The sequence below is a fragment of the Vibrio sp. 1402 genome, assembly GCF_033340275.1.
This window is the reverse complement of the sequence record NZ_JAWOWE010000786.1, coordinates 1-503: the sequence shown is the minus strand read 5'-3', so window position 1 is coordinate 503 and position 503 is coordinate 1. Positions and strand designations below refer to the sequence as shown.

At 50.5% G+C, this 503-nt stretch carries 1 pseudogene; it reads right to left on the bottom strand.

Features of this window, described 5'->3' with window-relative positions:
- Positions 1 to 503, bottom strand: a pseudogene (locus tag R7044_RS28495) (glycogen debranching enzyme); the annotation flags it as partial.

Here is a 503-nt window from a genome sequence, read left to right as displayed (position 1 = left end):
AGTGAAGCGCTACGGAGCTTAATCGGTTCCAGTCGTCGTGTTCCATTAATCGGCCATCGGTTCGACGCCAGAAAATACGGTTGTTGTTGCGATTTTCGCCGCTGAAAGCACGGATGAAAGGCACCATGTATTGGTGACGGTTTGCGACCATTTGCGCCATCCAAGTTTTGAAGTGCGCTTTGCGCTCCGTCTCGCTCCAGTTGATCCAACTGGTTTTATTGTCTTGGCAGTAGGCGTTGTTGTTGCCACCTTGCGAGTGTGACAATACATCGGCGGTCAAAATGTGCGGAATACCAAACGCAAAGAGCAAGCTCGCAATCAGGTTGCGTTTTTGCTTCTCACGCGTGGCGATGATCATGATGTTTTCCGTCTCGCCTTCTACGCCGTAGTTTTCTGAGCGGTTGTCACCGTGGCCATCGCGGTTCTCTTCGCCATTGGCTTCGTTATGTTTGTGCTTGTAAGAGACTAAATCTTGCAGCGTGAAGCCATCGTGGTAAGTGATG